This is a genomic window from Thermococcus sp. (assembly GCF_027066465.1).
Classification (GTDB): domain Archaea; phylum Methanobacteriota_B; class Thermococci; order Thermococcales; family Thermococcaceae; genus Thermococcus.
The window spans coordinates 1-6,730 of record NZ_JAMONU010000172.1 but is presented as its reverse complement, the minus strand read 5'-3'; the positions used below and the strand labels follow the sequence as shown (position 1 = coordinate 6,730).

Annotated in this window: 7 protein-coding genes and 1 pseudogene; 3 read left to right on the top strand and 5 right to left on the bottom strand. The window is 53.5% G+C overall.

Annotation, left to right across the window (positions count from 1 at the left end; genetic code table 11):
- The 5 genes and pseudogenes from MVK46_RS08465 to MVK46_RS08445 form a co-directional block, all read right to left on the bottom strand.
- Window positions 1–497, bottom strand: a pseudogene (locus MVK46_RS08465) (HAD family hydrolase); the annotation flags it as partial.
- 40 nt (window positions 498–537) lie between these two features.
- Window positions 538–1,104: a TasA family protein gene (locus tag MVK46_RS08460; protein ID WP_297536238.1), complete on the bottom strand. Its 567-nt coding sequence runs from the start codon at window positions 1,102–1,104 to the stop codon at window positions 538–540.
- A gap of 68 nt (window positions 1,105–1,172) precedes the next feature.
- Complete coding sequence (locus tag MVK46_RS08455) at window positions 1,173–2,174, bottom strand: DUF1616 domain-containing protein (RefSeq protein WP_297536237.1); 1,002 nt, start codon at window positions 2,172–2,174, stop codon at window positions 1,173–1,175.
- The gene (locus MVK46_RS08450) at window positions 2,175–2,423 is read right to left on the bottom strand and encodes a hypothetical protein (RefSeq protein ID WP_297536236.1); all 249 of its coding nucleotides are present in this window, start codon (window positions 2,421–2,423) and stop codon (window positions 2,175–2,177) included.
- A complete protein-coding gene (locus MVK46_RS08445) occupies window positions 2,414–3,160 on the bottom strand; it encodes a hypothetical protein (RefSeq protein ID WP_297536235.1) in 747 nt (248 codons plus the stop codon). The genes MVK46_RS08450 and MVK46_RS08445 overlap by 10 nt, the downstream gene beginning before the upstream one ends.
- A gap of 65 nt (window positions 3,161–3,225) precedes the next feature.
- Here MVK46_RS08445 and MVK46_RS08440 point away from each other — a divergent pair, with 65 nt between their 5' ends.
- The 3 genes from MVK46_RS08440 to MVK46_RS08430 all read left to right on the top strand — a co-directional run.
- Window positions 3,226–4,962 (top strand): Ig-like domain repeat protein, encoded by a 1,737-nt coding sequence (locus MVK46_RS08440; protein ID WP_297536234.1) that lies wholly within the window; start codon window positions 3,226–3,228, stop codon window positions 4,960–4,962.
- Complete coding sequence (locus MVK46_RS08435; protein ID WP_297536233.1) at window positions 4,959–6,002, top strand: DUF4350 domain-containing protein; 1,044 nt, start codon at window positions 4,959–4,961, stop codon at window positions 6,000–6,002. The genes MVK46_RS08440 and MVK46_RS08435 overlap by 4 nt, the downstream gene beginning before the upstream one ends.
- Window positions 5,980–6,730: AAA family ATPase (locus tag MVK46_RS08430; RefSeq protein WP_297536239.1), on the top strand; the 751-nt coding region annotated here is incomplete at its 3' end. The genes MVK46_RS08435 and MVK46_RS08430, both read left to right, overlap by 23 nt.

Genomic DNA, 6,730 nt, shown 5'->3' with positions numbered 1-6,730 from the left:
CCTGGATAGAGGCCCTCCTCAGCGGGGTAAGTGGTGTCGGGATTCGTTCCGATGAAGCTCGCCCCTTTCCTTATCGCGAGCGTTCCGTACTTGAGCTTCTCATAGGTTAAACCCGGGTCGAGGCCAACAACCACGTGCTCGATTTCCTTCCACCTGCCTTCACGGCACTCCTCAACGCCAACCGTCCCCCAGCCGAGTCTTTTCATCTCCTCGTGAAGGCCCTTCCCTCCTATGACGAACACCCTTCCGGGTTCAATGTGCTTCGCCATGTACAGCCTCGTGGCTAAACCGGAGGTCACTATCCTTTCCTCCGGAACGTCTATGCCCATCGAGAGGAGCTTTTCCCTGTACATCTCGGGTGTTCTGGTGGAGTTGTTCGTGAGGAGCGCGAACGGGATTCCTCTGGCCTTCAGGAACTCAATCAGTTCTCTGGCGCCTTCGATTGGCCGGTTTCCCCGGTAGAGCACGCCGTCCATGTCGAGTACAATACCAATCATGCTCCCACCCGGGAAGAAAAGGGAGGGAGAGTATAAAAGCTCACTGGCTCGCGTCGATTCTGAGCGTTACGTCTATTCCATCCGTTTGGCACTCGTTGCCCGCCTCCGCCGGAAGCACGAGCGTTAGCTCAACTTTGGTTGTTTCACCGGGTTTTAGGGTCTTTGGCAGCACTATCTCGGTCCCGTTCAGCTCGTTGAGGGTTTTGTTCAGCTCGACGGTTCTGTTGCCTATCTTTATGCTCCTGAGAACCAGCCACTTTCCGAGTTCTCCCCTCTCGGGGGTTGGGTCTACTTCCTCTTCCGCGGGCGACATCTTTACCTCGTAGTTTCTTACGAGGAGCGTGAGCGAGAGCCTCTTCGCATCGACGGTTCCCCGGTTTTTGATGTAAAACGATACGGACCTTTCGTCCCCCGGAACGATGTTCTCGAGACTGAAGAGTCTGACCTCTCTGTAGAAGCGCTTTCCGTCCTTGCTGATGCCAACCGCTAACTCCCCGCTCGTAATCCTGTTGCCCTTCGAGACCGCGCTGTCCGTAAACAGGGACTTGGCAACGCCTCCCATGGCCAGAAGGAGGGCTAAAATTATGACGGCCGTTCCCTTCCTCATGCTATCCCTCGGAGTTCTTACTCTCTGATGCCTTTTATATTTTTCTATTTGAAGTGGTGTAAACTTCTTCATTTGTGGACGTATATGTTGAGCTTCAGGCTCTGCACGCTTCCGTTGATTGCCTCCAGAATCAGGTTCCTGACAGTCGTGTTGACGTAGTTTGAGCCTGGAGGCAGTTTTGGAACCTCTGGATGGCTGTCCTTGAAAAGGAGGAACCACAGTTGCCACTTCCCGGGCCTGTCTATGCTGAACGTGTACCTCTTCTGGAACTCCGGCGTCCAGTTGCCCTCGAGGTTCACCGGGACGGGTTTGAGAGTCACGTTGAACCAGCCGGGCATCTTGTATATGTCGTGAATAACGGTTGTGTTCGTTTTCGCATCCCACGTCAGGTTTACGAGCCATATCTGGACGTAGTACGTGACCGTGCGGTGTTCGTGGTTGACTATCCCGATTATCACGGTGGCGTTTTCACCGACCGTTAGGTTTGTGGGGTAATCGCTCGCCTTTCCGTTGGGGCCGAGTATGTAGAACTCAGTAAACGCTTCCCCCGGCTTTGGATGGGTAACGACGTAGGCGAGGGCTCCTATGGAGACCACTATGGCCGCTATTAGGACCACTGTTAAGGCCTTGTCAAGTCCGCTCGCTTTATCCCACTCCAGTGCCCTCTTCACGTCGTCAAGGGTCGTCCATGGAATCCAGGGATTGACCGCGCTTCTCCTCCTGTAAATCGCGAGTAAGGAGAAGAGCACGTTGAAAGCGGTCAGGCTTATGAGGATTGGGGTCAGCCGTATCCCCCAGGGGGTGTAGTTGAGGGCCAGGCCTATCAGGGGAACTATCGCTATGCTGAGTCCAAAGCTCAGGGCGAGCCTTTCGAGGTTGTCGAGTTCCTTCCTCTCCGGGAAGAGGGCAGTTATGAACGCGTAGCCCGGGAAGAACAGTATGAACGCCAGCCCAAGGGCCTTTCTGGCGACGCTTTCAGGAAAAGCCGCTATCAGGATATCCATGAGGATTGAGAGACCTATGAGCGTCAGCAGGTCCCAGTACCTCCAGAGTCCCTTTGGCTCGCTCAACTAACTTCCCCCCGAGAGTATGGAGTAAACCTTTGCCATGACGATAATCGCGAATATAACTATCAGTAGCTCCACCATGGGCTTAAGGCTCTCCTTCTGCTCCCTGCTCAGGAAGAGGCTCCCGACCTCAATCGTAACGAGCAGGCCTATGAGGGTAAGCGTCATGAAGACGCCAGTGTTGGACGTTGCGAGCGCTGAAATAATGACCCACACCGCCAGGAAGAGCAACATGTAGTCCTCTACTTCCATTCTCCTACTCCCCCGAGCTTCCTGGCAGTTATTTCGACTCCGCTCCTTCCTTGGACGATGCTCTCCACCTCTATAATCTGGCCGGTCCCCTTTGAGAGCGCCAGCAGGACGGATGCGCACACGGGGCAGGGGATTTTCTCGCACCCGCTGGGCCTGCACTTGAGCTTTGGCTTCACGACGATTCTGAACCCGCGTTCCGTTTCCTCTATATACACCCTGCTCGCGAGTTCCAGATACTTCAGCACTGAATCCGCAACGCTCTCAACGGTCTGGCTTCCGACCCCCTCCAGACTTCCCTCGAAGTGGTCCTCAAACCTCCTGACGAGAGAGTCTCCGAAGGGGCCGAGGAAAAGACCCATCTGCCTGTCCTTTGGGACGTCCGTTAGGAACACGGTTTTCTCGTCGAGCCTCGCGAGGTCCAGCTCAAAGTCTCTGTGGAGGGGGATGAAGAGGCCGCCCCTCGGCAGGTTCTCGTAGGGGGGTATAAAGACGGCGTTTCCCTCAAGGTAGAGGTTCTCGGAAAGTGATGAGAAAACTTCCCTATAGGACTCTGACAGGGCATCGACGCTTTCTCTTTTAACATAATCGGTTGATTTGAACGCCAGAACGACGAGACCAAGAAAAATCCCGGCTATGCCAAGGTTCGTGAGCTTTGGGATTGCGTTTAGAAACCCCCACACACCCGTTGTTAGGCCAAGGGCAATCAACCCGGCCCCTGCGACGTTCTTCGCTTCCATGAGTCCTCTTACGGGGAGAACCACTAACCTTATAAAAGGCTTTCCCGTGTCCTATTGGGGGTATGATGAGCAGAACTGCCCTTGCTTCTCTTGTGCTGGTGCTCCTGCTCACTGGTCTCGCCGTTCCGGGTTCAGCTTACGGGATAAGGAACGATTCGGGGGCTTACGTGTACTTCAGTTCACTCCTCGAGGAGGGAACCTCGCTTTTGAGCTCCGTCCTCAACGGAAACGTTACCTTAATGATGGCCCTCTCCTTTTGGAACGTCGCCAACGTCACGTATTCAACCGTCCTATCCTACGGGATTGGGGGGTCTGTTCTCGAGTTAGCGCGCTCGTTTGACGACCTTGGGAGGGGGGTTTATCTTATCTCCCTTGGATACCTGCGGTTTCACAACTCGACGCTCAACGGTGACTATACCTCTGCAAACTCAGCCATCCTCTTGATGGAGGAGGGGTACTCTGTATCAAAAAAGGCATTGGACGCTCTCTCGCGAATTTCTCTGGTCATCAACGGTTCAGAAGTGAAGCTACCATATGAGAACCTGTCTAAAAAGCTGGCTGAAATTGGTTCTGTTATCAAGGACTACCGCTCTTTGGTAGTCACCCATATGAAGCCAAGCGGTCTTTTAATCTACGCCTCCACCGAGTCTCCCTACGTTTTTCAGAACGTGACCCTCTTTGGGTTTGCTCCGAACTTGTCCTCGGTTTCGATTTCAATCAACGGCACGGTTTACAGACTGGCCGTTGTTAACGGAACGTTCTCGATGGTGCACTCGTTTCAGAACCCCGGTGTCTACTACGTCTACGCCTTTGGGAGGGGTTCAGGTGGTGAAGTTTTTCACTCGAACGTCCTCCAGCTCACCGTCCGCAGGGTTCCAACGAGGATTCTGGCATGGGAGAGCAGAAGGAACGAGATTGTTGTTAGGGGATACCTCGTGGACGCCTTTGGAAACGGCGTACCAAACGCAACAGTTGTTTTAGTGGCCGGTCACAGGCTCACAACTGTAACCTCCGGAAACGGTAGCTTCGCGTTTTTGGTAAACGTCACGCAACCGGTTAACGCAACCGTAAAATTCTCGGGTAACTGGCGCTACGGCCCGTCCGATTTAAGTCTAAGGTTAATCCCTCCGAGGGTTCCCCTCTTAATACGGCTCTCTTCCTCCTTCAGCTTTTTGTCGGGGACTTTACGGCTCACCGGCGATGTGTCCCCAAGTCCGGAGTATCCCATTACGCTTCAGGTCTACGTTGACGGGAAGAAGTGGAGTCAGGTTAAAGCCGAAAACGGTAGGTTCTCCGTAAATCTGAACCTGCCTTCCGGGAGGCACGTTGTCTACGTTGTCTTTGAGGGGGACAAGAATTATCTGCCATCCACTTCAAACCCCGTTCAGGTGAACGTCTCAAGAACAGCGTACATCGTTCGCGTGCTGGCTTTTTTCGGCCTCCTCGCTGTTGGGATTGTCCTCTACAGGAGGTTTAGTGTATCTGAAAAGCCGTTAAAATTCCGTAATGTGACGCCGAGCTTGAGTTCATCCCCTGAGGGCAGTGTGAAGCTGGGCTCTGTTCGGGATGTATACAGGATTGTCTATGGACTGTTAATCAGGGTTCTTGGGGTAAAGCCTTCCATCACTCCCAGAGAGCTTCTCTCAAGAGTTGACTCCGGTCGCAATTTCCTTCTCGGTCTGACGCTCCTGCATGAGAGAGAAGTTTACGCCGGGCTCAAGCTGAAGTCCGGTGCTGTAAAGGGCGCTCTTAAGGCAGCCGCAAACTTCATAGTATCCTTCTTCATAGGTGAGGAGTTATGAGGAGGGTAGTTTACACGATTTTGGCTGTAATCGGCGTTTTTCTCCTCATCATGCCAGTAAGCGTTCCCAAGTTCAAGAGCGATGCTCCTTACAGCGTTCTCAACACCGGCCCCAACGGAACGTCGAGCTTCGGCGTCCTGCTGTATCACTCCGGCAAGGTTGTTCCGGTGCTCTTTCCATACTCAACTTCCGAACTGTCCCCTAAGAACGGGACCTTAATTATAATCGGACCGGACGTTAAGTTTTCGAAGGGGGACATTAACGTCCTGCGCTCTTTTCTCTCCGATGGGGGGACAGTGCTTCTGGCGAGCGGTCCTGAAGTCGGCAACGAGGTTCTAAGCTCCCTGGAAGTTCCAGATAGGATATCAAGGGGAGTTGTTATCAGTGTTACTTATAACTCAAGCTCACTCTTCCCCATAACAAGGGCCCTCCTGTCCCCCTTGGGGAGGGGTGTAAACTACGTTGTCCTTGAGAGTCCGCACGCCGTTCTGCATGCGAGGAATCCCCTGCTGCTCACGAGCAACGCTTCCCTCCTTGACGGCAGGTATGGCTCGTTTCCCGTTATCGATGAGGTTCGTTATGGTCGAGGGAAACTGATAGTAGCGGCCGACCCCAATATGTTCACCAACAGGCTCTTTAAGTGGAACGAGCCGTTCCTCCGTAATCTCGTTGCGTCTTTCCCCGGAAAGGTCTTCTACATTGATGAGGTGCATCACAGGGACCTCAATCCTTATTCCTCCGGCACGGTGACCATTCAAAGGGCAGTTAGCAGGAGGGACGTTTTCTACTACCTTTCAGCGCTCGTTGGGTTCATACTTTTCGTTGAATCCGGATTGGCAACTCGGCTTGTCTCGCTCTCCCTCCGTATCTTGTTCAGGTTACTGGATGCTATTTCACGGCCTGAAAACGTCAGCCTCGACGATATAGTTAAGAGCCTTGAAGAGAGAGGCTACGATGGGGCAAAGCTGAGAAAGCTTATAGCTGAACTCGAAACCGGTTCAAAGCTGGGTGATGTTAATGGACGGAAAGGAGTTCCTTGAAGCGCTGAGGAAGGAAATCTCCAAGGAAATCGTTGGAAAGGAGGAAGCAATTGAGTTGCTTGCCGTGGCACTGCTAACGGAGGGGCACATTCTCCTTGAGGGCGTTCCCGGAGTTGCGAAGACGACACTTGCCAAGGCCTTTTCAAAGGCGACGGGACTGAGCTTCTCCAGGATACAGCTTACTCCTGACCTGCTTCCCGCGGACATAATAGGTGTTAAGTACTACGACCAGAAGGCCGGGGAGTGGGTTGTGAAGAAGGGGCCGATATTCGCCAACGTTGTGCTGGCCGACGAGATAAACAGGGCGCAACCTAAAACTCAATCGGCACTTCTTGAAGCGATGCAGGAGAGGCAGGTGACGATAGAGGGTGAAACCCACCCCCTACCAAGACCGTTCCTTGTGATAGCCACGATGAATCCGCTGGAACACGAGGGTGTCTACCCCCTACCGGAGGCTCAAATAGACAGGTTCATGCTGAAGGTTGAGATGGGGTATCCAGACCGGGAAGAGGAGCTGACGTTGCTGAGGAGGAAGAGCACCGGAGACTTCGGCGAAGTAGCTCCCGTCGTTGGCAGGGATGAGCTTTTCTCCCTGATGGATATGGTCAGAAGGGTGAGGGTGAGCGATGAGGTCCTTGAGTACATATACGACATAGTATCCGCAACGAGGACGGATGAGCGGGTTCTCTTCGGGGCATCCCCCAGGGCCGGGGAGCATCTCCTCTACG

Coding starts and splice junctions, on each gene's coding strand:
- MVK46_RS08460 (WP_297536238.1), bottom strand. CDS start 1,104: ATGAGGAAGGGAACGGCCGTCATAATTTTAGCCCTCCTTCTGGCCATG.
- MVK46_RS08450 (WP_297536236.1), bottom strand. CDS start 2,423: ATGGAAGTAGAGGACTACATGTTGCTCTTCCTGGCGGTGTGGGTCATT.
- MVK46_RS08445 (WP_297536235.1), bottom strand. CDS start 3,160: ATGGAAGCGAAGAACGTCGCAGGGGCCGGGTTGATTGCCCTTGGCCTA.
- MVK46_RS08440 (WP_297536234.1), top strand. CDS start 3,226: ATGAGCAGAACTGCCCTTGCTTCTCTTGTGCTGGTGCTCCTGCTCACT.
- MVK46_RS08435 (WP_297536233.1), top strand. CDS start 4,959: ATGAGGAGGGTAGTTTACACGATTTTGGCTGTAATCGGCGTTTTTCTC.